This window comes from Cobetia sp. Ld8, from assembly GCF_045066615.1.
Taxonomy (GTDB): domain Bacteria; phylum Pseudomonadota; class Gammaproteobacteria; order Pseudomonadales; family Halomonadaceae; genus Cobetia; species Cobetia amphilecti.
This window is the reverse complement of sequence record NZ_JBISHF010000008.1, coordinates 995844-1021490: the sequence shown is the minus strand read 5'-3', so window position 1 is coordinate 1021490 and position 25647 is coordinate 995844. Positions and strand designations below refer to the sequence as shown.

Sequence of the window (25647 nt, the reverse complement as noted above, 5' to 3'; positions counted from 1 at the left end):
CTGCCGGAGCGCTTCGATTCCGATATCGAGGTGCCGGACATCGACCTGCACATGCATTCCACCGCCTCCGATGGCGGCATGGCACCGACAGAGCTGGTGGCGCTGGCCGCGCGGCGCGGTCTGTCACGCATGTCACTGACCGATCACGACAGCATGGAAGGCATCTTCGAGGCCCAGCAGGCCGCCCGCGCCGAGGGAATCTCGTTGCTGCCCGGCTGTGAGCTGTCGGTCCGCTGGCGCAACCAGACCATCCACATCGTGGCGTTGATGCCCGAGGGCGCCGGCGATGCGCTGAGAGCCGGTCTCAAGCAGCAGCACGAGGCGCGTGAACGCCGCAGCCACGAGATCGCCACGCGCATGGAAAAGCTCGGGCTCGAGAATGCCTTCGAGCGCGCTCGGGAACAGGCCACGCTGAGTGGCTCAGGCGACCGCCCGCTGTCACGCCCGGATTTTGCCCGCGCGCTGGTCGAGGCCGGGATTGCACGCAACCTGCAGGACGCCTTCAAGCGGCATCTGGGCGCGGGCCAGAAAGGCGACGTCAAGGCGCACTGGCCGGAGATGGAAGAGGCGGTGGGCTGGGTGCGTGCCGATGGCGGCATCGCCGTGATGGCGCACCCGATGCGCTACAAGCTGACCCGCACCAAGCGTGGCGAGCTGCTGCGTGACTTCATTGCCGCCGGTGGCGAAGGCGCGGAGCTGGTCAGCGGCTTCCAGAATATCGATCGCGCGCGTGACCTGGCGCGTCAGCTCGATGAGCTGGGTCTCTACGCCTCCGTCGGCAGTGACTTCCACTTCCCCGGCGGCCCGCTGGCGCCCGGCAGCATGAGTCCGCCGCCCCGCACCAAGGTGCCGCCCGTGTGGTGTCATCCGCGCATCGCGCCCTTTTTTGCGGCCGACGCTGCCTCCATGTGATATCAAGAGATCACCGTGACGCCAGTCCGCCTGCCGGGCTGGCGCCCAGACGCAAGGAGCACCGCATGGGACAGTTCTTCCAGATTCATCCCGAAAATCCCCAGAAACGCCTCATCGATCAGGCCGTCGCCATCATCCAGCAGGGTGGCGTGATTGCCTATCCGACCGACTCCGGCTACGCGCTGGGCTGTCATCTGGGCGAGAAGAAGGCCATCGAGCGCATCAAGCGCCTGCGTCAGCTGGACGACAAGCACAACTTCACCCTGGTGTGTTCTGACCTGTCGGAAATCGGCACCTACGCCAAGGTCGACAACGCCATCTTCCGCCTGCTCAAGAGTCACACGCCCGGCGCCTATACCTTCATCCTGCAGGCGACTTCCGAAGTGCCGCGCCTGCTGCTGCACCCCAAGCGCCGCTCCATCGGCGTGCGCGTGCCAGACCACGCCATCACCCACGCCCTGCTGGAAACCCATCGCGAACCGCTGATGAGCGTGACGCTGATTCCGCCGGGCGAGGAGCTGCCGATGACGGACGCCGAAGAGATTCGCGAGCGCTTCGGACATGCGCTGGATCTGGTCATCGACGGCGGCGCCTGCAGCTTCGAGACCACCAGTGTGGTGGACCTGCGCGAGCTGCCGCCGGTGATCGTGCGCGAAGGACGTGGCGATATCTCGAGCTTCGTCGAGTGATCGCGACAGCGTAGCGCTTCACGGCGCTGACATCGCCTTGCCATACGAAGACGCCCCCGGACCTTGCGGTCGCGGGGGCGTTGTCATTTCCGAGGCGTTGTCATTTCCGAGGAGTGGTCGTGTGCTGAGTGATTCTCGGCTTCGTCAACTGCGGTCGCGGTCAGGGGGATCGTCGCCTGGGGAGGCGGTCTCATCCCCCGATGGCGTCTCTGCATCAGCTTCAGATTCGGACTCGGACTCTGTCTCAGGTTCAGGCTCAGATTCCGGCTCCGGTTCCGGTTCCGGCTCGCGCGGGTCGCGGGTGTCCTCGTCCAGCCAGGTGCCGCAGAACTTGCAGTACTTGGCGTTGCGATCATGGCCTTCACGACCACAGCCCGGGCAGGCTTCGTCGCTGGTCTGCTGCATGCGCAGGCCGTTGAGGACCTCGGCCGAGAACACCCCGGTGGGCACGGCGAGAATCGAGTAGCCGAGAATCATCATCAGCGCCGAGATGAACTGCCCCAGTGGCGTGATGGGCGCGATGTCGCCGTAGCCCACCGTCGTCAGCGTCACCACGCCCCAGTAGAGCGCCTTGGGGATGGAGGTGAAGCCGGCCTCGGGCGGCTCGATCAGATAGATCAGGGCGCCGAACACCGTGACGATGCTGAGCACGGTGATGAAGAACAGCAGGATCTTGCGCCGGCTGCGCGTCATGGCCTCGACCAGCATGCGGCCCTCGCCGACGAAGGCCATCAGGCGCAGCACGCGGAACAGGCGCAGCACACGCAGCACGCGTACCACCAGCAGGGCCTGGGCGCCCGGAATCAGCAGCGACAGCCAGGTGGGCGCGATCGACAGCAGGTCGAGCACGCCGTAGAAGCCCTTGGCCCAGGTGCCGGGATGCTTCAGGCAGTAGAGGCGGACGGCGTATTCCAGCGTGAAGATGATCGTGAAGCCCCACTCCATGATGCGGAACAGCTCGCCGTATTGCGCATTGAGCGAGGGTACGCTGTCGAGCATCACCACGGCGACACTGGCGAAGATCATCAGGATCAGGCCGATATCGAAGGCCTTGGCCGCCTTGGTATCGGATTCGAAGATCCAGTGGAACAGCCGCGCGCGCAGGCGGCCCGTCGCGGGCTCGTAGTCGCTGGGGTGCGAGGGTGTCGCTGGGGGGCTTTGCGGCGTGCTGCCATATTCATTGGCAGGGCCCTGGCGTTCAGGCATGCAGGCTTCCTTGACGGGCGTGACGACGCCGGATGAATGTCAGGGCGTATCGGGGATGTCTCAGTGTGTGACCTTCAGTGACTGCCCGGCCGTTGTCCATCAGCCAGTGGTCTAGCGCCTGGCGGCTGGGCAGTCAGTGTCGTGCTGAGATTCAGCCGCGCAGCGTCGCGAGCAGTGACAGGCTGTGCTGGCCGAAGTCGCGAGTCGCCCAGTCCTGTGAGGCGTCGCCGTCGCTGCTTTCCAGCGCCTCGACCAGCGCCACCGCGTGGATATGGCCGGGATGCTGGCTGGCGGCCAGCCGTGATGCGAGGGCCGACAGGGCGGCCAGCGCATGCGCGTGCCACTTGAGGTCGTCTTTCGCCTGACGGTCGGCGTGGGCATCGAGCGCATCGATGGCGGCGGACAGCAGCGCGCCGGGGTCTGCGGTATCCAGCGTCTTCTCATGCCATTCGCCATCCCGCAGCGCCGCACCGCGCTTGGCCTTGCTGGCATCTGCCGGGCGCAGTGGCAGGCGGCTGGCCAGTGAATCCGCCAGCTGCCAGAGCACGCCTTCTCTCACCTCGGGGGCGAGTCCTTCGCCGCCGGTCAGCTCGAGCTCGATTTCCTGGATGGCCACTTCGCGACCACTGGCCTTCACCGCGCCCAGGTCCAGCGCCATCTCGACGCCGACGGTGACCTGCTCGTCGCTCACATTCTCGTCGCTGCGTGTCGCCTTGACGTCGATCTGCCAGGCATGACGCTCGAAATCGGTGCTGAAGCTGGGCGCGAGTGCACTCAGCAGCTGCTCGCGGGCGCCGTCTTCCAGCGCCTGCAAGGGCGGCAGGTTACGCAGGCCGTCGAGGTCGAGACCGGTCTGGCCCTCGGGCAGCTCCCACTCCCATTCGCCGCGTGAATGCAGCCCGCCATGGCTCTCGCCGCTGGTCTTGAGCGTCTGGCGCAGGGCACCCGTGCTGTCGGCATCCTCACCGCTCTGGCGCAGACGCAGCGCCATGCGCGCGCGCTCCAGCGCATGCTCGGGGGTGTCGAAGTAGGTGTTGGCCAGCCAGCGCCGCCTGGGGGCGACCATTGCCAGTTCTGCAATGCTCGCCAGTGTCTCCAGAATGGCATCGCGATCAATGACGGGTTGAGACAGTGCCAGTTTGAGTTCGATTTCCTGCGCCATGATGGGCACTCCCTGTACGGATGAAAGAAGACAGATGCTGACGGATGAGGATGACAGCGGCGCCAGGACCGCAGAGCCTCCGGCAAGCGTGGTGCATGGTGGTGAAGGCTCGTGTGTCTCATGCTCGCGCCTGGCCCGCGGCAAGGCAAGCTCGGGGAGGGCGGAAGGGCATGCGGGATATCGGCCTGTCGGCCGAATCACACTTATATGACAGCATGATGACATTGAAGTGACAGCAATTGCCTGTCGTCACGTCCTTGGTTATATTACGAACAGTGGATAAAGCCAGCGACCACGGGTCCTGCCGCTACATGACAATCTCTCTTCTGGAATCCTTCGTGTTCCCCCGAACTGCCGCTGTTGTTGCGTAAATGACAACAGCAAGGCGGTATCATGACGTTACGATGAAAGTTATGTGATCGTCACAAAGGCTTTGCTACACTCCGCGCGTCAATCCTTAACGCCGACGGCCACTATGGTAACGACCAACCCTTTCTCTTCGATGTTCGGGCGCTCGCCTTTCAAGGCGCTGCACACCCACATCATCAAGACCGACGAGTGCGCCCAGCACTTGCTGACCTTCTTCGACGCCTGCGAGCAGGGTGATTGGGAGCAGGCAGCCAGCATTCGCAAGACCATCAGTGGTCTGGAGCGTGAAGCGGACGAGTTGAAGACGCAGCTGCGTCTCAACCTGCCCAACTCGCTGTTCCTGCCGGTCTCGCGCTCCGACCTTCTCGAGCTGATCCATGTCCAGGATTCCATCGCGAATGTCACCAAGGACATCGCCGGGATCATGCTGGGTCGTCATATGCAGATACCCACCGCACTGGTGCCCGCCATGCGTGAGTATCTCAAGACTGCGGTCGAATCGGTCTGCCAGGCGCGTCGTGCGTTGGGTGAACTGGAAGACCTCGTCGAGTCCGGTTTCGGGCGCAACATGAGCGAGCTGGTCGACAAGCTGATCAACGAGCTGCATGAGCTCGAGAAGCAGTCTGACGAACAGCAGATCGCCATCCGCCAGACCCTGTTCTCGCTGGAAGCCAGTCTCCCGCCCGTCGATGTGATCTTCCTCTACAAGATCATCGATTGGGTCGGCGATGTGGCTGACCAAGCGGAAAAGGTCGGTACCCGACTGCAGATCCTGATGGCGCGCTGAGCGCCATCAGGACGTCCTGCCATCTGTCCAAGAGTCTTCTATGTCCATCATTGCTCAATACGGCGATGTGCTCGTCATTCTTGCCTGTCTGTTCGGTTTCTTCATGGCATGGGGTGTGGGTGCGAATGACGTCGCCAATGCCATGGGAACCTCGGTAGGTTCCAAGGCGATCACCATCAAGCAGGCGATCATCATCGCCGTGATCTTCGAATTCCTCGGTGCCTGGCTTGCCGGTGGTGAGGTGACTGACACCATCCGCAAGGGCATCATCGACCCGTCACTGCTGATCGAGAATCCGCAGTTCCTGGTCTACGGCATGCTGGCCTCGCTGCTGGCCGCCGGTATCTGGCTGCTGATCGCTTCCATGAAGGGCTGGCCGGTCTCGACCACCCACTCCATCGTCGGCGCCATCGTCGGCTTCTCCGCTGCGGGTCTGGGCGTGGATGCCGTCGAATGGACCAAGGTCGGTCAGATCGCGGCCTCCTGGCTGGTCTCGCCGCTGCTGGCGGGCTCCATCGCCTTCGTGCTGTTCAAGTCCGTGCAGACGCTGATCTTCGACAACGAAGACCCGTTCGCGGCCGCCAAGCGCTACGTGCCGATGTACATGTTCCTGGTCGGCTTCATCATCTCGATGGTGACCATGGTCAAGGGCCTCAAGCATGTCGGCCTGCACCTGAGCTTCGAATCCAGCCTGCTGCTGGCCGTCGTCATCGGCGCCATCGTGATGGGTATCGGCGTGCTGATGGAGCGCAAGGTCGCGCGTTCACGCCTCAAGGAGAAGAATCGCGCCACCGGTGACGACTTCGACTTCAGCGGCGTCGAGAAGGTATTCGGCCTGCTGATGATGTTCACCGCCTGTGCGATGGCCTTCGCCCACGGCTCCAACGACGTGGCCAATGCGGTCGGTCCGCTGGCGGCCATCATCAGCGTCGTCGACTCTGCCGGTCAGATCGGCGCCAAGGCGAGCATGCCGTGGTGGGTCCTCGTGCTGGGTGGCGGCGGTATCGTCGTCGGCCTGGTCACCTATGGTCGTCGCGTCATTGCCACTGTCGGCACCGGCATTACCGAGCTGACGCCGTCACGCGGCTTCGCGGCCACGCTGGCCGCCGCCTCGACCGTCGTGCTGGCCTCCGGCACCGGCCTGCCGATCTCCACCACCCACACCCTCGTCGGTGCGGTGCTGGGGGTGGGCCTGGCACGCGGCATGGCAGCGCTCAACCTGCGTGTCATCGGCACCATCGTGATGTCCTGGCTGATCACTCTGCCGGCCGGCGCGATCCTGTCGATCCTGTTCTTCTTCATGTTCAAGGGCATGTTCGGCTAAGCCGACGCATGATCCAGAGCTGAATTGGAAATACGAGAAAGGCGACCTTCGGGTCGCCTTTCTCGTGTCTGACACATGGATGTCAGGGGGCACCGCTCGCCGCGCAGGCTGCGGCGCTGATATGATGATTCATGGGCATGCCTGACATGCCATTTCCCCTCTCTCCTGCCCGGAGCTGGCTCTTGAACACGCGTTTCCCCTTCGCGGACTGGTTTCGCAACTCCTCTCCCTATATCAATGCCCATCGCGGCCGTACCTTCGTCATTCTGATCGAGGGCGATGCTCTGTCCTCGTCACGACGAACGCAGTTGATACAGGATCTGGCGTTGCTGCATACCCTCGGCGTGAAGCTGGTGGTGGTGTTCGGGGTGCGCCCGCAGGTGGCCGAGGCGTTGCAAGCTGCCGGTATCGAGGCGGACCGCCATCAGGGCCGCTGGGTGGTGACGCGCGAGATTCTCGGCCATCTGGAGCAGCAGGTCGCCACGTTGCGTCTGCGCCTTGAGGCGAGTCTGTCCCAGGGGCTGCCCAATACGCCGCTGCATGGCGTGGAGCTCTCCGCCGTCTCCGGCAATCTGGTGATGGCCAAGCCGCTGGGCGTGCGTCATGGTGTCGATTTCCTGCATGGTGGCGAGGTGCGCCGCGTGCGCAGTGAGGCGATCCAGGGGCTGCTCTCGCAGCAGGCCATCGTCGTGCTGCCGCCACTGGGCTATTCCAGCACCGGCGAGGTGTTCGATCTGGACGCCGCTGAGGTCGCCGAACACGCCGCCGTGGCGCTGGCCGCCGACAAGCTGATCCTGCTTGGCGAAGGGGAGGGCCTGTTCGGCGAAGACGGCGAGCTGCTGCGTCAGCTCAATCCGGAGGAAGCCGCGCTGATGGCGCCGCCCCGCGATGACGACAGTGAGCTGTCGCGCCACCTGGCCGCTGCCTGTGGCGCCGCACGGCGCGGCGTCGGGCGCACTCACCTGTTGAGCTGGCGCGACCGTGACGCCCTGCTGGGCGAGCTATTCACCCGTGACGGCATCGGCACCATGATCACGCGTCAGGGCTATGAGCAGCTGCGCAAGGCACGCCTCGAGGATGTCGGTGGCCTGCTGGCGCTGCTGGGGCCGCTGGAGCAGCGTGGCATCCTGGTGGCCCGCTCGCGGGAGCGTCTCGAACATGAGATCGACGACTATGTAGTGCTGGAGCGCGATGGCATGGTCATCGGGTGTGCGGCGCTGCATCTCAGCCGTGACGCCGCCATGGGCGAGCTGGCCTGCGTGGCTGTGCATGATGACTATCGCCGCGGACAGCGCGGCGAGCAGCTGCTGGCCGAGATCGAGCTGCGCGCGCGTCGCGCCGGCGTCGAGCGTCTGTATGCGCTGACGACCCATACCGTCCACTGGTTCATCGAGCACGGTTTCGTGTCGGCCGGCCTGCAAGACCTGCCGCCCATGCGTCGCGAGGCCTACAACTCGGCGCGTAACTCCAAGGTATTGCTCAAGTCGCTCTAGTCACACCTCACTTGCCTGCCAGTGTGAATCGCCCAGAGAACACCCGCTGATGACCCTCTCGATGAGGGCAGATCAGCGGGTGTTCTTGCGTAGGTGTCGCAGTTTTCCCTCACCCCTTGCGAGATTGTCTTGCAAAGGAGACGTTTCAAGATATTGATTCAGAAGGGAAAAATAACATGTCCCGTATATGTGTTGGCAAATCGCGACGAATCGGCCAGTAAAACACGACTCTGTGTGCCGCCCTGGGCAACATTGGCATGCCTGTCACCGTGATCGCCATTTCAAGTCATTGTTTTGTAATATGTTTTCGCGTTTATGGCACGCCTTTGGCAATAGGTACCGTGAGCAAGAGATATGAGGTGCATCACCGGCCCCTTTCTCTGGCCTTCCAGCGATGACGGTACTCACTACCCTGTGCGCTCCGTGATCGCTGACAGGCCAAGCGTCTGCTCCACGCGATGTGTGACTTCAGGTTGCGATGAGACAGGTACGGCCCCTGGTGGGCATGGACAGTATCTTGAGGGCAAGGACGCCCGGGCAAGGATGCCCGAAACCGATGCGGTAGCCGGAGAGATTGGCTGCCGTCATCCCCGAATTGACGATCGAGGCGGGCAAGTCGGCAAGCCATCCGACTCGATCATCCACATTGCGATGTGTTGCCCCCTGCTTCACATCCGATAGGGAGCGCGGACGCTGTCCGGCGTGAACGTCAACTGACCTGGAACGACCACCAGGTGACGTTCTTTTCTCCCGGGACTGACAGGCAGACCACCTGTCAGACCCGCCAATCACGTAGTGCCTCTGGTCTCCAGGTACCAGAGGCACCACGTGATGACTGACCCTTCAGTTCCCTGCGTACTTGGGGCCGGCTATGCCGGCCCTCTTTTTTTGTGCGTCTAGCGCTGAATGGCCAACAATTTCATGCGAAACGTTGCCAATGGGGCGGTTCGTCTCGTGGCAGCGTAATGATTTGAATAAGAGTCATATTTATTAACGAACTGGCAACCGCGATGGACGCTGGTGAACTCTGGTATTCTAGGAAGACGTGATTCGATGATGACCACCCCTTTCTTGCATAGAGTTCTTTCCATGGCCTCCACAGTGTCACGACGCTGGCGTCCCCGCTCGCTGCCGCAGCTGGTTCTGATGGCATTTCTGGTGGTGATGCTGCCGATTGCCGTGCTCATGTTTCAAGCAGGGCAGGCGCTGTCGGAGTTGTCGGAACTGGCGGATGTCAGTGCCCGCCAGGCCGTCGACCAGACCCGCCGCGCCCGCACGCTGACCAATCTCGCCGTCGAGATGGAGCGTAGCGCCCGCCAGTACGCCGTGCTGGAAAATCCTGATCTGATGAAGATCTACGCCGACAAGGCCAACAGCTTCCGCACCTTGCTGGATGAGCAGGCGCGCCTGTTGGGCGAGGGGGACCCCCGCGTCAGCGAGTTGAAGGCGACGCTGTCACAGCTCGAGCGCATGCCCGAGATGAGCGTCGACCAGGTAAGTCGCCATCTGGAAGACTTCGGGCCCTTCTCGATCCAGGCCAGCGGCCTGCTCAACTCCACGCGTGAACTCGTCGATGCGCGTATCGAAGGCATCCGCGCCCGCGCCTCCCAGGTCAAGAATCAGCTGTGGTGGCAGACCGCCGCGCTGGTCTCCATCAGTCTGCTGTTGATGCTGTTCTTCACCTGGCTGATCATCCGTCCCATCCGGCAGCTGGAGCGCCGCATCAATGGCCTGGGCAGCGGCACCGACAGCGAGCGACCCATCGTCATCAAGGGGCCGGCGGAGCTGGTGCAGCTGGGCGAGCGCCTCAACTGGCTGTCGACGCGTCTTGATGAGCTCGAGGAGCAGAAGCAGCAGTTCCTGCGTCACATGTCGCATGAGCTCAAGACCCCGCTGGCCAGCATCCGTGAAGGCACCGGCCTGCTGATCGACGAGGTCGCCGGGCCGCTGAGTCCGCACCAGTCCGAGATTCTTGGCCTGCTGGATGACTCCAGCAAGGAATTGCAGAAGCTGATCGAGCAACTCCTCGACTACAATCTGCTGCAGCACAATCAGGGCCTCGAACAGAGCCGCTTCGATGTGCATGAAGTGTTCAAGGAAGTGCTGGCAAAACATCGCCTGGCACTGGAAAAGAAGGGCATGCGCGTGCATCTTCCGCCTGCCAGCCTCAGTTGGGAGGCGGACAGGCCGCGTACCGGGCGTATTCTCGACAACCTGATCTCCAATGCCATCGCCTACGGCGAAGACAGTGGTGACCTGTGGTTGAGAGCCCGCAAGGAGCGTCGCAAGCTGATCATCGAAGTCGCCAACAGCGGGGAACCCATCGCCGCCCAGGACCGTGACCACCTGTTCAAGCCCTTCTATCAGGGCGCGGTGAAGCGCAAGGGCCCGCTCAAGGGCTCCGGCATCGGTCTCTCGGTCGCCGCTGACAGCGCCCGCGCCCAATTTGGTCAATTGGCGCTGGTGGATGACCCCAAGGCGGATGTCTGCTTCCGGCTGACATTGCCGACACCGAGTCGCTCGCTGACGTCAGGGGAAGGCAGCGAGCATGAACCGCAGGCAGACAGGGATGCCGCCGGAGCGGATCAGCAGTCCACACCACATGAAATGGCGTCATTGAATGCCATCAAGCACGCAAGGAACTGAAGTGATGAAGGGTCAACGACTACTGATGCGCCTGGCTGCAGGCGTGTTGCTCAGTACGCTTAGCGCCTGTGGCGCCCTGACCAATATCACCATGCCGGGCAGCGAGCCGGAAGTGGTCAGCCCGAGTGTGCGGGAGAGCTGCTACGGCGCCGGCGACCTGCCGGACTTCACCGGCGAGGACTGCCTGCTGGATGAATGGGTCGCCTTCGCGCTGCAGGCCCAGCGTGGCAACAGCGGCTGGCGTGAAAGCACCCTGTTGCAGCTGGAAGGCAACCGGCACGACCGTCGTCTCGCGCGTGCCATCGTGCTCAGCTGGGGCGATGAATCGGACTGGGAGCTGGCCTCCGACCTCTACAAGGCGGACCTGCCCACCGCCCCGAGCCGCTTGCAGCCGCTGCTTCGTCAGTGGCTCAATGGCCTCGAGGAGCGTCGCGGTCTGATCGCCGAGCGTGACAAGAATGACGGTGCCCGTCGCAAGCTCAGCGCCGAGAACGCCCAGCTGACCAAGAAGCTGGAAGCCTTGACGGCCATCGAAGAATCGATCAATTCGCGCCGCCAGAGCACGCCCTGAACCCTCAGCGGCAGACTCTGGCCACGACCCTGTCACTCAATCCCCGCGATTGCATGACGCAAGACTGTGCGGCCCCGACGTCGATGTCCCAGGCCCTCGGGTGTCGCAAGGAGAGTTAGTGTGAAATACGCACAAGCGCATATTCTGCTCGTCGATGATGATGCGAGCCTGCTCAAGCTGCTCGGCATGCGTCTCGAAAGCCGTGGCTTCAAGGTCACGACGGCCAGCAGTGGCCGCGAGGCGCTCAGCCGTCTCGAAGCCGCACGTCCAGACCTGGTCCTGTCCGACCTGCGCATGGATGAAATGGATGGCATGGCCCTGTTCGGTGAGCTGCAGAAGCGTCAGCCGGGTATGCCCGTCATCCTGCTGACCGCACACGGCTCCATCCCTGATGCCGTCAGTGCCACCCGCCAGGGCGTGTTCAGCTTCCTGACCAAGCCGGTCGACAAGGACGAGCTGTTCGCCGCCATCGATGAGGCGCTGGCCCAGGCGCCGCCCGTAAAGGAGGGTGACGATGCCTGGCGCGCTGGCATCATCACTCGCTCCCCACAGATGGAGCAGATTCTCGAGCAGGCGCGCATGGTGGCGGCATCCGATGTCAGCGTGCTGGTCACCGGCCCGTCCGGTTCGGGCAAGGAGTTGATGGCCAAGGCCATCCACAACGCCAGCCCGCGCGCCTCGCGTCCCTTCGTCGCCATCAACTGTGGCGCGCTGCCGGAGCAGCTGCTGGAAAGCGAACTGTTCGGTCACGCCAAGGGCTCGTTCACCGGCGCGGTCAGCGCCCACCAGGGCCTGTTCCAGGCGGCGGACGGCGGCACCCTGTTCCTCGATGAGATCGGCGACATGCCGCTGGCGCTGCAGGTCAAGCTGCTGCGTGCCCTGCAGGAGCGTCAGATCCGCCCGCTGGGCTCCACCACCTCGGTGCCCATCGACGTGCGCATCATCTCCGCCACGCACCGCAATCTCGACAAGGCGATGCATGACGGCGACTTCCGCGAAGACCTCTACTACCGCCTCAACGTGGTCAATCTGAAGCTGCCCGCCCTGCGCGAGCGTGCCGAGGATGTGCCGCTGCTGGCCAAGTATCTGATCAGCCAGGCCGCCGCGCGCCACAAGCCGTTCGTGAAGGGCTTCTCGCCGGAAGCGCTCAACCTGCTGGCCTCCAGTGCCTGGCCGGGCAACGTGCGTCAGCTGGTCAACGTGGTCGAGCAGTGTGTCGCCCTGACCAGCTCCTCGATGATTCCGGAAGCGCTGGTCTCCCAGGCGCTGGCCGCGGAAGAGAACGCCTTGCCGTCCTTCTCCGAGGCGCGTGCCGGCTTCGAGCGCAGCTACCTGATCAAGGTGCTGAAGATTACCGAAGGCAACGTGACCCAGGCGGCGCGTATCGCCGGACGTAACCGCACCGATTTCTACAAGCTGCTGGGACGTCATGATCTGGAGCCGGGCGTGTTCAAGCCGGGCGCCGAGCAGGGTCCGCCTGACTTCTAGATTTATCGCGTCCGAAGCCACGCGAAAGGCGCAAGGTCAAAAGCGGCCCGGAGCTGCGCGAAGGGCGTAAGGTCAGAAGCGGCCACAGGTCCTTGCAAGCTCACGCGCGTAAAGCGTGAGATCACAAGCGGCTTGGTGTGTCAGACGTGAAGCGCCCAAGAAAAAGCCCCGTTACCTGTTCAGGTAGCGGGGCTTTTTCGGTTTGGTAGCGCGACAGTACCGATCAGAGGATCAGGGGCGCGGCTTGTAGCGACGTTTGACCTCGACGGCGAGGCGGCCTTCGCCGAGGCGGATCGAGAGCATCTCGCCGGGCTGGGTCTGGTGGGCGGCGCGAATCACCTTGCTGTCGCCGGGTGACTGCGTCTGGCTGGTGCCGACGCGCTCGACGATGGCGTAGCCACGGTTGAGCACATTGAGCGGGCTGACCGCATTCAGCGCGCGCATCGCGCCTTCCAGGCGTTCACGATCAGCGGCCAGGCGACGTGGCAGGGCGTTGTTGAGGCGCGGGGTCAGCATCGCCAGTTGCTGACGATGACGCTGGATATCGCGCGCGGGGCTGGCCTGCTGCAGGCGGCGGGTCAGCTGGTCGGCCTTCTGCTGCTCACTGGTCATGCGCATGCGCACTGCGGTGTGCAGGCGGCGCTCCAGCTCGCGGGCACGCTGGCGTTGGGTTTCCAGCTCACGCGCCGGATGACGCAGGCGCGAGCGGGCGTGATCCAGCCGCTGCGCCGCCTGGTCGAGGCGGGCCCGCTGCGCGCGCCACAGGCGCTGCTTGAGGGCGGTCAGTTGCTGCACCTGAGCACGTTGGTCCGGGTATAGCGCCTCGGCTGCAGCAGAGGGCGTCGGCGCGCGCAGGTCGGCGGCCAGCTCCGCCAGGGTGGTGTCGGTCTCGTGGCCGATGGCGGCGACCACCGGCAGGCGCGAGTGGAAGATGGCACGCGCCAGATGCTGATCATTGAAGGCCCACAGGTCTTCCAGGCTGCCACCGCCACGCGTGATCAGCAGCGCATCACAGTCGCTGTCACGATTGGCCATCGCCACCGCGCGAATCAGCTGCGGCACCGCCTGCGGCCCCTGCACGGCGACCGGCAATACGCTCAGATGCGCCTGTGGCCAACGCTTGCGCGTCACCGCGATCACATCCTGCAGCGCCGCGCCGGTCGCGGAGGTGATCACGCCCAGATGGCGCGGCGGATGGGGCAGGGCGCGCTGATTGGCGAACATGCCCTCGGCCGCCAGTTGCTCTCTCAGGCGTGCCAGTCGCGCCAGCCACTCCCCCAGCCCCGCCTGCTGCAACGCCTCGACGATCAGCTGATAGTCGCCACGCGCCTCGAACAGCGACACCTTGGCGCGTACCCGCACTCGGTCGCCGTCCCTGGGTTTCTCGCGCAGAAACTGGGCGCGACTCTTGAACAGCGCACAGCGCACCTGGGCGTTGTCATCCTTGAGCGTGAAGTAGCAGTGGCCGGAGCGCGGCTGCGAAAAGCCCGAGATCTCCCCCTCGATCCAGAGCTCCCCCAGGCCTCGCTCCAGCAGGCCCTTGGCCTCGCGGTTGAGCTGGGTCACGCTGATGGCGTTGGCGGCAGACGAGGTTTCGAACACGCGACATTCCTTGTGCTGGAGCTGACGGGGAGCTTGAGTGAGGGCGACTATTGAAGTTGTGAAGAGAACAAGACAATGATGCCACAGGCGAGAAGCGAGAGACGATCCAAAGCGCCCCATGCGCTGCGCTGGCCGGCACCCAGCGAGGCTCGGCTCTGGCAAGGTGACTCACCGCCCGCCAGCCCGCAGGCCGCGCCATCCGTGGCTTTAGTTGACCAGATGGTTAGTGCCGCCGGGACGTGAAGTTGCGAGTTTGATAGCCTGCGACGTTTGTCTCGGGCGGGGCGAATGGGTTATCATGGGTGATTACCTCGCAGCAACCGCTAGAACCGTAGTCATGGCGCCTGTCCATCGGGCCCTGCACTGCGGCTTTCGCGCATCCCTCATAAACTGCTACTGGGCGTTCGACATGCTACGTATAGCGCAAGAAGCTCTGACGTTTGATGACGTTCTTCTCGTCCCCGGCTACTCCGAGGTCCTCCCCAAGGACGTCAGCCTGAGATCACGTCTCACACGCGACATCAGCGTCAATATCCCGCTTATCTCCTCTGCGATGGATACCGTCACCGAAGCTCGCCTGGCCATCGCCATGGCGCAGGAAGGTGGTGTCGGCATCATCCACAAGAGCATGAGCATCGCCCAGCAGGCCGCGGAAGTCCGCAAGGTCAAGAAGCACGAAAGCGTCATCGTGCGTGACCCGGTCACTGTCAGCCCGAAGGCCAAGATCCAGGATCTGCTGGCAATGTCCGAGGAGCATGGCTACTCCGGCTTCCCGGTGGTCGAGGGTGAATACCTGGTCGGCATCGTGACCGGTCGCGACATGCGCTTCCAGCCTGACTTCAGCGATACCGTCGCCGGCATCATGACCGGCCGCGAGAAGCTGGTCACCGTGCTGGAAGGCACGCCGCTGGACCAGATCAAGGCCAAGCTGCAGGAAAGCCGCATCGAGAAGATGCCGATCGTCGATGACGAATTCCGCCTGCGCGGCCTCGTCACCGTTCGCGACATCGAGAAGGTCAAGACCTACCCGAACGCGGCAAAAGACAGCAACGGCAGCCTGCTGGTCGGCGCCGCCGTCGGCACCGGCCCGGAAACCCCGGACCGCGTCGCTGCACTGGCCGAAGCCGGCGTTGACGTCATCGTCGTCGACACCGCTCACGGTCACTCCAAGGGCGTGATCGACCGCGTCGCCTGGGTCAAGGAGCACCACCCGAAGATTCAGGTCATCGGTGGCAACATCGCGACCGCTGAAGCCGCCATCGCCCTGGCAGAAGCCGGCGCAGACGGCGTCAAGGTCGGCATCGGCCCGGGTTCCATCTGCACCACGCGTATCGTCGCCGGTGTCGGTGTGCCGCAGATGAGCGCCGTCGCCAACGTCGCGGCCGCCATGGCCAAGTACGACGTGCCGGTCATCGCCGATGGCGGTATCCGCTTCTCCGGTGACATCGCCAAGGCCATCGCCGCAGGCGCCAGCATCGTCATGATCGGCGGCCTGCTCGCCGGGACGGAAGAAGCGCCGGGCGAAGTCGAGCTGTTCCAGGGTCGTACCTACAAGGCGTATCGCGGCATGGGTTCCATGGGCGCCATGTCCCAGACCCAGGGCTCCAGCGACCGTTACTTCCAGGACAAGAATGCCGGCGTCGAGAAGCTGGTACCGGAAGGCATCGAAGGCCGCGTGCCCTACAAGGGCATGATGAGCGCCATCGTGCACCAGCTGATGGGCGGCCTGCGTGCCTCCATGGGCTACACCGGTAGCCAGACCATCGAAGAGATGCGCACCGTGCCGCAATTCGTGCAGATCACCGGTGCCGGCTTCGCCGAATCCCACGTCCACGACGTGCAGATCACCAAGGAAGCGCCCAACTATCGGCGCGACTGAGACATAGCGAAGCGCGACGCAAAGCGGGAGCCCTACACGGGTTCCCGCTTTGCTTAGGTCGAGAAAACTTCTCCCCCGGCGGTTTCGGGGGCCGGAAGGAGACGACGCCGCGCTCCCTCGCAGCTCCGAAGCGGGTCACATGACTCCCCAATGAGAGACTGAAGATGCAAGACATCCATTCCCACAAGATCCTGATCCTCGATTTCGGTTCCCAGTACACACAGCTGATCGCGCGTCGCGTGCGTGAGCTGGGCGTGTTCTCCGAGGTGCGTGCCTTCGACATCACCGAAGAAGAGATCCGCGAGTACAATCCCAACGGCATCATCCTGGCCGGTGGCCCGGAATCCGTCACCGAGCTGGACTCGCCGCGTGCGCCTGAGTGCGTGTTCGAGATGGGTCTGCCGGTGTTCGGCATCTGTTACGGCATGCAGACCATGGCCGAGCAGCTCGGCGGCAAGGTCGAAGGTTCCAACGTGCGCGAATTCGGCTATGCCCAGATTCGTGTCGACGGTGAGTCCGCGCTGTTCAAGGACATCAAGGACCACCTGGACGACGAAGGCCGCCCGCTGCTCGACGTCTGGATGAGCCACGGTGACAAGGTCGCGAAGGTCCCGGAGACCTTTACCGTCACCGCCTCCACCCCGAGCTGCCCGATCGCCGCCATGGCGTGGGAAGAGAAGCAGTTCTACGGCGTGCAGTTCCACCCGGAAGTCACCCACACCCTGCAGGGTCAGCGCATCCTCGAGCACTTCGTGATCGAGATCTGCCAGTCCGAGCGTCTGTGGACTCCGGCCAAGATCATCGAAGACCTCACGGATCGCGTTCGCGCTCAGGTCGGTGACCGCAAGGTGCTGCTCGGCCTGTCCGGCGGTGTCGACTCCTCCGTGGTCGCGGCGCTGCTGCACAAGGCCATCGGCGACCAGCTGACCTGCGTCTTCGTCGACAACGGCCTGCTGCGCAAGAAGGAAGGCGACCAGGTCATGGAAACCTTCTCTCGCCACATGGGCGTGAAGGTCATCCGTGTTGACGCTGAAGACCTCTTCCTCGGCAAGCTGGCTGGCGTCAGCGACCCGGAAGCCAAGCGCAAGGCCATCGGCAACACCTTCATCGAAGTGTTCGATGCCGAAGCCGCCAAGCTCAAGGATGTCGACTTCCTCGCCCAGGGCACCATCTACCCGGACGTGATCGAATCCGCTGCCAGCAAGACCGGCAAGTCCCACGTCATCAAGTCCCACCACAATGTCGGCGGCCTGCCGGACGACATGAAGATGGAACTGGTCGAGCCGCTGCGCGAACTGTTCAAGGACGAAGTCCGCAAGGTCGGTCTCGAACTCGGCCTGCCCTACGACATGGTCTACCGTCACCCCTTCCCGGGGCCGGGTCTGGGCGTGCGTATCCTCGGTGAAGTGAAGAAGGAATACGCAGATATCCTGCGTGAAGCCGACGCCATCTTCATCGAAGAACTGCACAACTTCGACTGGTACCACAAGACCAGCCAGGCGTTCGCCGTCTTCCTGCCAGTCAAGTCCGTCGGCGTCGTCGGCGATGGCCGTCGTTACGAGTGGGTCATCGCCATTCGTGCCGTCGAGACCGTCGACTTCATGACTGCCCGCTGGGCGCACCTGCCGTATGAGCTGCTGGAGAAGGTCTCCAACCGCATCATCAACGAGCTGGAGCACGTCTCGCGCGTCACCTATGACGTCAGCAGCAAGCCGCCGGCCACCATCGAGTGGGAATGATCGCCTGACGATCACCCCTCGCTGAGCTGACGCAGCGTTCTGTCTAGACGGTCTCTTGACCTGATCGAGACGAGAACGCAGCAAGCAAAAAGCCCTTCTGGCCAATGGCCAGAAGGGCTTTTTTGTGGGGGAATATATACTAGATTAAAAGTTGATAACCACACGTTGAATGAGAAGCATGTGAAAGTGAGACTCACATTTTTAAAAATTAGAGTATTATTCCGTATGCCTCTAAAGCATTGTGCTGAAATTTTACTACTATTAACATAGCCTAGTAGACTGAATAGGTGGATAATCTGTAGAGTAAAATTATTTTATGTCAATTCTAGGGTATTCTAGAAACCTAGGTTAATCGGAGGGGGGAAGAGTAGATGCTAAAGTATTACAGAACTGTCTTGGAAAGTATGCTAATAACTTAATAAAAGTTCGGTTAGAAAGGGTGTTTTTTTAGATTTTTTATAAAGGTTGTTTTTTAAGTTCATTGGTAATAATGTTCATATTTTGAATACATAAATCTTAGGGACGAGAATAAATGTATATTAAAGAGTTGGAGGTAGAAGGCTTTCGCTGCTTTAAAGAAAAGTTTACTCTTTTACTTAACAGTGGGCTTAATGTTGTTGTTGGTGAAAATGGTGCAGGGAAAACAGCTATAATAAATGCTATGAGACAGCTATTTCAAGACTCTGAATCTGGTCGGTATAGTATTAGCGATGAAGATTTTTATTCTGATTTCATCTCTGCTTCTTATCAGGCACCATTCTTTTCTGCCTCTGTAAGGTTTACCGATTTAAAAATAGATGAAAAAGTTGCATTTCTATCTTGGACAGGAAACTCTGAATCAGCATTACTGAATCTTCAAGTTGAAAATAAGGAACTTCGCGGTCGCTATAAGAGGATTTTATGGGGAGGAACAGCTAGAGGGGCGCAATTCGATCCAGAGTTAATTGATCTTATTCAATGTGTTTATTTGCCTCCCCTTCGCGATGCCGAATCAAAGCTCAAAAATGGCAGGATGTCTAGGCTGTCAAAACTCCTTAAAGCTATCAATCGTAAAGAATTGAAAGATTGTAGGAAAAATCAAAAGCCCCACCCTCTCGAAGAAAAAATTAAAGATTTTAATGTAACACTCTCGGAAGATGATGAACTAAGTATCAAGCGTGCTAATAATCTTGTTGGCGAACAGTTAGAAAAAGCTATAGGTCAACATTTTGGGCAAAGCACTAGAATACAATTCGTTGAAAGTGATTTTACGAAAATAGTAGAAAGTCTAACTCTTTTGTTCTTTCCGGGGATGAAACCTAAGGATGAGTCATTATTTCGTAGCTTAAGTCAAAATAGTTTGGGGTATAATAATCTTCTTTATATTGCATCTATATTGGCAGAGCTTACGCTTGATGACGATCAAGCAGATGATGGTCCTATATTTAAAATACTTTTAATTGAGGAGCCAGAGGCACACTTACACCCTCAGCTTCAAATTAGGCTTTTGAGTCATATAAAATCTGTGGCAGATGCCAAAGATAGTAATGTCCAAGTTATCGTCACTACTCATTCTACTGTTATGGCATCTTCAGTTAATATAGATTCTATAATCCATCTCTCTAAATCTAATCTTCCTATTGCAACACCATTAAGAGAGTGTGGTTTGCCTATTAATAGCAAACAATTCATTAACCGCTGGCTAGATGTAACTAAGTCTAATCTTTTATTCGCAAGTGGGGTTGTGTTAGTCGAAGGAATTGCAGAACAAATGCTTATTCCTGCACTGGCGAAAGAAGTACTTAAAGAAAAACCTGATGGGAAGAATAATCTTGAAGATCAGGGTATATCAGTCATTAATATGAATGGTATATACTTTAATCATTTTATAAGACTTTATTGTAATCTAAATAATGTGAATGGTGAAGAAGATCAAATCGGCATGAATATACCAATACGTTGCTCCGGTATTACAGACCTAGATCCCCCAAAGAGAATAACAACAGGAAATATTGCAGGGGAAAATATTGCGATGGATTATATTCCGCATGATGGGAATCTACTAGATGGTAATAATCACGCAATTAAGTTAGTTGATGATATTTCTTCATCAGATAATGCACGCTTATTCGTAAGCAAGTACAAAACGCTTGAATATGATCTTGCAATGGAAGGAAACAACGCTGCTGTAATGGCAAAAATCTTGGCTTCGCTTTGGCCTGTACCTAAGTCTGGAAGTAGTCCGGTTATAGAAAGTCTCGAAGCTATCAGCAGAGAAGACTGGACAGAAAAAACATCAGAAGAAAAATCTTATGTCGCGAAACAAATTTTAAATCGTATTGATAATGAGAATATTGGGAAAGGTATTTTTGCTCAAATCCTTTCTGATAAAATCAATATTGGTGATTTGAGTTTAACTGTGCCAGATTATATAAAACAGTCTGTGCTCTGGGCATGCTCATTGGAAATCAAGGATTAATCTAATGATGGAATTCACTAATGAGCAGCGAGATTATATAGAGTCTGATATAGATAAATGTGTTTTTTTAGAGGCTTGTCCTGGTAGTGGAAAAACTGAGGTTGTAGCGGCAAAGGTTGCAAGAGAAATGAGAAGTTGGAATAAATTTCCAGGAGGTATGGCAGTACTTTCATTTTCTAATAGTGCAACCGACGAGTTGAAAGCTCGAGTTACTAAGCACATGCCTTCTGGGTATGGTTTTTTTCCTCATTTTTTAGGCACTTTTGATAGCTTTGTTTATAAAAATATAGTTAATCCTTTATCGACGGATTTAACAGGATATGTTGGAGAGGGTGGTGATTGCTCGCTTAGATTAGTTGATGGCTCGTCTGGGTTTTTTGGATTTAGAACCAAATACGGTATTGCCAAGCAAGGAAATATATGTGCTCACCAATTCTCTATTAATGTAAAGGATAATATATTTGAGTTCAGTACAGGAGATAGTAAAAGGGATCGTATATTAGGCTCTTTTTCTTTTGAGAATTGGCAAGTTGAAGATCTTTTGAAAGCTAAAAACAATATGCTTTCTTGTGGGTTTGCAACTTACGGAGATATAGAGTATCTCGCTATAAAAGCGTTAAGTGACGAAAAATATGAAGTGTTTTTTCAGACGCTCGCAAAAAGATGGCCGCTAATCTATGTTGATGAATGTCAAGATCTATGCGTTGAACAATTGATGATTATTGAGAAGCTTATTGGCTTTGGTACAAAAGTCCATTTTGTCGGTGATTTGAATCAGGCAATATATGGCTTCAGAGATGTTGATCCGTTGGCTGTAAAAGAGTTTGCTGATAAGAATAATTTTGTCAATCTTAAACTGACAAATAATTTTCGTAGTTGCCAGAAAATAATAGATCTATGTGGAAGTTTGACCGGAAGAGATAATATTATAGGTAGACTTACTCAGTTAGAGCCAACGTGCTATGTTGTGCAATACGAAAAATGCCCCACTGAACTAATTGATGTTTTTGAACATTTATGTGATGGGTTTGATGAAACAGTTTTGGTCAGTAGAGGGCATGCATTATTGGCACGGTTTAATACATCAAATCGTGATTTGAAACCTGTTCACAAGTTAGCGTTATCGATCGGTATTTTTAATGCTGAAAATATGCAGAATGTAAAAGATTCCCTGAGTCTTTTTTCAGAGTTTATTCGGTTTTATTTAAAAGGAAGTGTAAAGCCAAACAGTTTCAACTGTCCTCAGTGTGTAGAATCTACTAGAGAATGGAGAACATTCCTTTTATCAGCTATTACTCATTTGAAAAGCAAAGGGTTTGACGATTTCGATAGAACATGGTCTGAGTGGGTGAGCGCTATTAAGCCGGAAATTCAATGTATGTGCAGTAACTTGTTTTTGAGTGAGGAGCTTGGGGACGTACTATCGCCCTTAGAGGGGGTTAATCTCAGATCTCCAAAAGGGGAAGCCACGAAAAATGTTGCGGAATCGTTGGGAAATAAAGCTAGCCCTCAGAAAATAAAAAGAAAAGCAACAATACATGGTGCAAAAGGTGAAACTCATGATGTTACGATATTGTTGTCAAGTCCTGATGCGCGTGGGCAGCCAGAATCTAATTGGAAGAGTTGGTTAAAGGATCCTTCTAGCGAAGCAGCCAGATTTGCTTACGTTGCTTCATCACGGCCCAAACACCGGCTGGTTTGGGCTGTAAAAAAACTGGATAAACCCCAGATCGAGGCCTTTGCCTCCCTCGGCTTTCACTTTTTCCCCTAAGCTACTTCAATAAAATATGCTGTTGTAGTTTTAGTGCAAGAATGAAATCGTGTTGAAGGCTTGTCTCTACAGTTTGGATTTTCGGAGTCCTGAGCAAAAGCGGGGAATGTATGTCAAATGAAGCGAAGCTGGAAAATATCAGGCTATCTGCTAAGAAACGTGAGCAGCTACGGCGTGACATGGCTGAATCCTCCGCCTGGGCCAAAGTTGAGCTGAAACGCCGACGAGCAGCAAAAAATCAAAAAAATCTGTGCATGGTATAGATGATGGTATCGAGAAAGGTGGTCTTTCTAACTAGCTGTTATTTCGATGTATTTTCTGATCATTGATGTTCGAGTGGGAATGATCGCCTGACGATCACCCCTCGCTGAGCTGACGCAGCGTTTCGTCCTGACGGTCTCTTGAACTGATCGAGACGAGAACGCAGCAAGCAAAAAGCCCTTCTGGCCATTGGCCGGAAGGGCTTTTTTGTGAGCGCGATTCAGGAAACGCTAACCGCCTTGTTTACTCCAGCTCGGCTCACTCCTGCTTGGCTGGCGCCTGCCTGGCCTTCTGCAGGTTCAGCCGGACACCGTGGGCGGAGTGGAAGAAGCCGAAGTCGGCCATCAGGCGGGTGTCACCTTCGGGAGTTTGCCATTCGACTTCGGCGCGGTGATTGCGGACTTCGTGCATCACGGCGTCGTATTTCAGCAGCAGTGAGTCCGGTTCGGCTTCCTCGGTCTTTACATCCCATTGTGTGACGACCAGCAGGTAGTCGCCGAGTTGTGGCTGATAGGTGGAGGTGAGATGTGCCTCGGTGAGTGTCAGCGGCAGCGTGTCACCGTCCTTTGAGAGCGCTAGGTGCCGACTGAGATAGTCGCCGAGCTGATCTGTCAGCGCCTGCGGCAAGGGAGCATCGGGCTTGGCGTCACCAAGCGCTGCCAGCTCCGGCGCGGCGATCAGCAGGTCTTCACGCGGGAACTGGAGGGTGAGCTTGAGCGTATGCTGTGGCTGCGGCTGGAAGATGAGCGTGCTGCCGCGTAGGGCATGGGCGTGAGCCGACTGGATGATGCCCATACCATTGCCGCCAAGCGTGGCCCCGCCGATCATCACCGCGAGCGTGAGCAGCGCCGCGCGCCACGGCGAGCAGCGGGTCATTCGCTTTGGCCGCCGTAGTCGTCGGTGCGGTCACGCCATACCGAGTGCGGATGGTTGCCGACCTTGTCGGTGGACTTGTTCGACTGCAATGAGAATTCGATCCACAGCGACGGGCCGTGTATGCGCACATAATCATTTTCGGCGCTGACCTGCGGCGTGCCGGAGAAGCCGAGATAGGTCTCGGTAAGCTCGGAGGTGTACTTCTCCATGTAGGCCGCGGCTTCGGGGGCGGAGATATCGTCCACGTAGGTCTCGATAGCCGTCAGCAGCAGCGCTCGCTGGTCATCATCCAACTCGGAGACCGGCAGGCCTTCATAGCTTTCGGGGATGGCATCATCGGCCTGAGGGCCAGCGAGAATGTCGCGGTAGGTGCCTTCCAGCGTGGCCTTGGCCTGCTGGTCATCGGAGAGCGAGCTCAACAGGGTGGCGAAGGCATCGCGCTCCTGGGTCAGCGGCTCGTTCACGCGCCCGTTCATCTCGAAATAGGGGAAGGGTTCCACACCACGGAAGGAGGGCGTGGCGCCGGCCAGCTTGCCGTCGGTGTAGGTGTTGGCGAAGGCCATGTGGTGGCCGCCGTAGTACAGCTCCCAGGTGCCGGTCTCGCCGGGCGTGCCGAGGAAGGCGAACTTGGTGTTGTAGGAGGAGTAACCGGCCTTGTAGTCGGTGCTGACGGTGTTGATGTAGTCATCGGCGTTGAGCGTCTGGAGCATCTCGTCGAAGCCTTCATCGGGCGCGTGGCCGGTGGCTTCCAGCATGATGGCTTTGACGAGGCCGCGCTGCTTGATATTCAGCTCGCCCAGCAGCACACCGGGGCGTTTCGGGAAGGCGCCAGCGGGCAGATTGCTCCAGTTCTCGGCCTCTGCGAGGGAGTAGTCATGCTGCAGGTTCTGCAGGATGTCATCGTCGGAGATATCCGCCTTGAGCAGATCGATCAGGCACAGCATGCGCTCATAACCGGGTGTGTCGCCGCACTCGGCGGCGCTCTCGGGGATGGGCACGCTCTGCATCTGGGTGCTGGTATCGCCCATGCGCGCGCGCAGCGCCTCGCTCAGGGCCTGGTCTTCCGCTGACATCGGCGGCGGGCCATCGTGATCGGGCGGCGGCCCGTCGTGCCCTTGTTGTGCGAGGACGGGGAAGGACAGGAGCGCGGCCAGCGCGGCTCCTCCGGTCACTGCGAGACGTCGGGACATCGATGGGCCTATTTTCCGGGGACAGGAGGAAAACCTTAGCCCGCCTGACGTCGAGCAGGAAGCCTTCGCCAGATGATTTCTTTGTGCACATGCGATGGGCTGTGCGTCGGCTGGCGACGACAGCCACGGGCCATGTCACGGCTCATGCCAGTGTCAGGTCACCGTCGTATTCGAAGCGTCTTGCCTCGCCGGTGACGGGGTCAATGAATTCGAACCCCTTGGAGAGCAACTGCAAGGGGCGCGCGTAGTCATCCGGCGAGAGCGGTTGCAGCACGGGGTAGTAGCGATCATTCAGAATCGGCCAGCCCAGCGTCTGCATATGCACGCGTAGCTGGTGGGTTCTGCCGGTGACAGGATGCAGCTCGAACAATGCCCGGCGGTCTGTCTGCTGCACGCAGCGAATCACCGAGTGGCTGTTGGCTGCGCCGTCGGTGACATGAATGCGGAAGCGTTGCTCGCTCTGCTCGAGACGATTCTTCACCTCCCACTGCTGGCCCACCAGGGGCTCATCGCTGTGGGTCTCGGCGATGGCCTGATAGGTCTTGTGGATATTTCGTGACTTGAACAGCTGATGGTAGAGGGGGCGCGTGTCGGGATTGACGGAGCACAGCACCAGCCCCGCCGTGACCCTATCCAGCCGATGAACCGCCTGCAGCGCCTCTATTCCGGTGCGCTTGCGCAGCCGCTGTTGCAGACACTCGTTCACGTACAGGCCACCGGGTGTCACCGGCAGGAAGTGCGGCTTGTAGGCCACCAGAATGTGCTCATCCTGATAGAGAATCCGCTCCGCGAAAGGAATGCTCGGCTCGCTTGCCACCTCGCGGTAATAGAACACGCGCAGATGTGGCTGATAGGGCGACTCTGGCGTAATCCGCGAGCCATCATCGCGATGCACCTTACCCTCGGCCATGCGCTCGCGCCAGCGTGACTCGGCAATCGCCGGAAACTTGAGCAGCAGATACTCCAGCACTGTCGTCACACCGGGATTGACCTGAGGCAGGCTCAGCTTGGAAGGACGCGCGGAAATGGACATTGAGGACCTAGGAGCTTGAATGAAAAACAATTATACAGAGATGGCTGTTTAATGGTGATGAAATTAGGCTTAGGAGGTTAGCTACTAGTCAGGATTATACAGCTAGTTAATCCTATTTTAAGCTTAATAAATGAGCACCATGGTTATAGTAAGCATGTTAATGGTTTTGCATATGTTTTATTCATAGCTTT

The 25647-nt window shown here is 58.7% G+C and carries 18 protein-coding genes; 12 read left to right on the top strand and 6 right to left on the bottom strand.

The features are described from left to right. Nucleotides 1–51 precede the first annotated feature (51 nt). Both ACJJV2_RS15165 and ACJJV2_RS15160 read left to right on the top strand, forming a co-directional pair. Nucleotides 52–912, top strand: a complete 861-nt coding sequence (locus tag ACJJV2_RS15165) for a PHP domain-containing protein (RefSeq protein ID WP_405282246.1) — start codon at nt 52–54, stop codon at nt 910–912. 65 nt (nt 913–977) lie between these two features. Continuing rightward, nucleotides 978–1601, top strand: a complete 624-nt coding sequence (locus ACJJV2_RS15160; protein ID WP_107335589.1) for an L-threonylcarbamoyladenylate synthase — start codon at nt 978–980, stop codon at nt 1599–1601. Between the two features lie 144 nt (nt 1602–1745). Here the strand turns inward: ACJJV2_RS15160 and ACJJV2_RS15155 are convergent, their stop codons facing one another. Beyond that, nucleotides 1746–2807: an ion transporter gene (locus tag ACJJV2_RS15155; protein ID WP_405282033.1), complete on the bottom strand. Its 1062-nt coding sequence runs from the start codon at nt 2805–2807 to the stop codon at nt 1746–1748. A 151-nt stretch (nt 2808–2958) separates the two neighbouring features. After that, nucleotides 2959–3969, bottom strand: a complete 1011-nt coding sequence (locus tag ACJJV2_RS15150; RefSeq protein ID WP_405282031.1) for a CYTH domain-containing protein — start codon at nt 3967–3969, stop codon at nt 2959–2961. A gap of 475 nt (nt 3970–4444) precedes the next feature. Between ACJJV2_RS15150 and ACJJV2_RS15145 the strand changes: the two genes are divergently transcribed. From ACJJV2_RS15145 to glrR, 6 genes are all read left to right on the top strand, one after another. Then, on the top strand, nt 4445–5125 hold the full coding sequence (locus ACJJV2_RS15145; protein WP_043333713.1) for a TIGR00153 family protein: 681 nt from the start codon (nt 4445–4447) through the stop codon (nt 5123–5125). A 40-nt stretch (nt 5126–5165) separates the two neighbouring features. Beyond that, nucleotides 5166–6449 (top strand): inorganic phosphate transporter, encoded by a 1284-nt coding sequence (locus tag ACJJV2_RS15140; RefSeq protein ID WP_043333714.1) that lies wholly within the window; start codon nt 5166–5168, stop codon nt 6447–6449. Between the two features lie 182 nt (nt 6450–6631). Continuing rightward, entirely contained in the window at nt 6632–7942 is a 1311-nt protein-coding gene (argA, locus tag ACJJV2_RS15135) for an amino-acid N-acetyltransferase (protein WP_043333715.1), read from the top strand. A 1089-nt stretch (nt 7943–9031) separates the two neighbouring features. Next, a complete protein-coding gene (locus tag ACJJV2_RS15130) occupies nt 9032–10588 on the top strand; it encodes an ATP-binding protein (RefSeq protein ID WP_405282028.1) in 1557 nt (518 codons plus the stop codon). Between the two features lie 4 nt (nt 10589–10592). Continuing rightward, complete coding sequence (locus ACJJV2_RS15125) at nt 10593–11159, top strand: hypothetical protein (protein ID WP_052384557.1); 567 nt, start codon at nt 10593–10595, stop codon at nt 11157–11159. A 120-nt stretch (nt 11160–11279) separates the two neighbouring features. Next, nucleotides 11280–12647 (top strand): two-component system response regulator GlrR, encoded by a 1368-nt coding sequence (gene glrR, locus ACJJV2_RS15120; protein ID WP_054555312.1) that lies wholly within the window; start codon nt 11280–11282, stop codon nt 12645–12647. Between the two features lie 231 nt (nt 12648–12878). Here glrR and xseA read toward each other — a convergent pair whose 3' ends face one another. Beyond that, nucleotides 12879–14249, bottom strand: coding sequence for an exodeoxyribonuclease VII large subunit (gene xseA / locus ACJJV2_RS15115; protein ID WP_405282026.1), 1371 nt, complete (start codon nt 14247–14249; stop codon nt 12879–12881). A 409-nt stretch (nt 14250–14658) separates the two neighbouring features. Here xseA and guaB point away from each other — a divergent pair, with 409 nt between their 5' ends. The 4 genes from guaB to ACJJV2_RS15095 all read left to right on the top strand — a co-directional run bounded on the left by guaB (nt 14659) and on the right by ACJJV2_RS15095 (nt 22096). Then, nucleotides 14659–16128 carry an IMP dehydrogenase gene (gene guaB, locus ACJJV2_RS15110; protein WP_131431234.1) on the top strand — a complete coding sequence of 490 codons (1470 nt, stop codon included), beginning with the start codon at nt 14659–14661 and terminating at the stop codon, nt 16126–16128. Nucleotides 16129–16292: 164 nt separating this feature from the next. After that, complete coding sequence (gene guaA / locus ACJJV2_RS15105; RefSeq protein WP_054555315.1) at nt 16293–17867, top strand: glutamine-hydrolyzing GMP synthase; 1575 nt, start codon at nt 16293–16295, stop codon at nt 17865–17867. A 532-nt stretch (nt 17868–18399) separates the two neighbouring features. Continuing rightward, the gene (locus tag ACJJV2_RS15100; protein WP_405282023.1) at nt 18400–20325 is read left to right on the top strand and encodes an ATP-dependent nuclease; all 1926 of its coding nucleotides are present in this window, start codon (nt 18400–18402) and stop codon (nt 20323–20325) included. A 4-nt stretch (nt 20326–20329) separates the two neighbouring features. Beyond that, entirely contained in the window at nt 20330–22096 is a 1767-nt protein-coding gene (locus ACJJV2_RS15095) for a UvrD-helicase domain-containing protein (RefSeq protein ID WP_405282021.1), read from the top strand. A gap of 519 nt (nt 22097–22615) precedes the next feature. Here the strand turns inward: ACJJV2_RS15095 and ACJJV2_RS15090 are convergent. The 3 genes from ACJJV2_RS15090 to ACJJV2_RS15080 form a co-directional block, all read right to left on the bottom strand. Further along, nucleotides 22616–23233 carry a hypothetical protein gene (locus ACJJV2_RS15090; protein ID WP_405282019.1) on the bottom strand — a complete coding sequence of 206 codons (618 nt, stop codon included), beginning with the start codon at nt 23231–23233 and terminating at the stop codon, nt 22616–22618. Further along, nucleotides 23230–24423 (bottom strand): DUF3500 domain-containing protein, encoded by a 1194-nt coding sequence (locus tag ACJJV2_RS15085; RefSeq protein ID WP_405282018.1) that lies wholly within the window; start codon nt 24421–24423, stop codon nt 23230–23232. The genes ACJJV2_RS15090 and ACJJV2_RS15085 overlap by 4 nt, the downstream gene beginning before the upstream one ends. 142 nt (nt 24424–24565) lie before the next feature. Beyond that, the gene (locus ACJJV2_RS15080) at nt 24566–25456 is read right to left on the bottom strand and encodes a pseudouridine synthase (RefSeq protein WP_405282016.1); all 891 of its coding nucleotides are present in this window, start codon (nt 25454–25456) and stop codon (nt 24566–24568) included. Nucleotides 25457–25647: the final 191 nt, after the last annotated feature.